Genomic DNA, 227 nt, shown 5'->3' with positions numbered 1-227 from the left:
GTCAATAAACACGACACTTTCACAGTTGAGATTGAAGAAGAAATCACAGAGGATACAGTCTTAGATGCGGTAGTGATTGTAAGAAAACAAATATCTCCTTATGACAGAGAAAGTACTTATGTTTGTCGAAAAGGTGATGTCAGTATAAACCAAGTATTAAGTCTACAGCCTAATAATTCTCGATTTGTATATCTAGAAATACATTTAATGAAAAACGACAGGATAGA

1 pseudogene is annotated in these 227 nt (G+C 33.0%); it reads left to right on the top strand.

Annotated elements, in window-relative coordinates:
• Positions 1-227, top strand: a pseudogene (locus tag LQ617_RS15935) (hypothetical protein); the annotation flags it as partial.

It is taken from the genome of Mammaliicoccus sp. P-M59 (genome assembly GCF_022386135.1).
GTDB classification, from domain to species: domain Bacteria; phylum Bacillota; class Bacilli; order Staphylococcales; family Staphylococcaceae; genus Mammaliicoccus; species Mammaliicoccus sciuri_A.
Note: the sequence above shows the minus strand (reverse complement) of the source record. Positions and strands in the feature narration are given on the sequence as shown.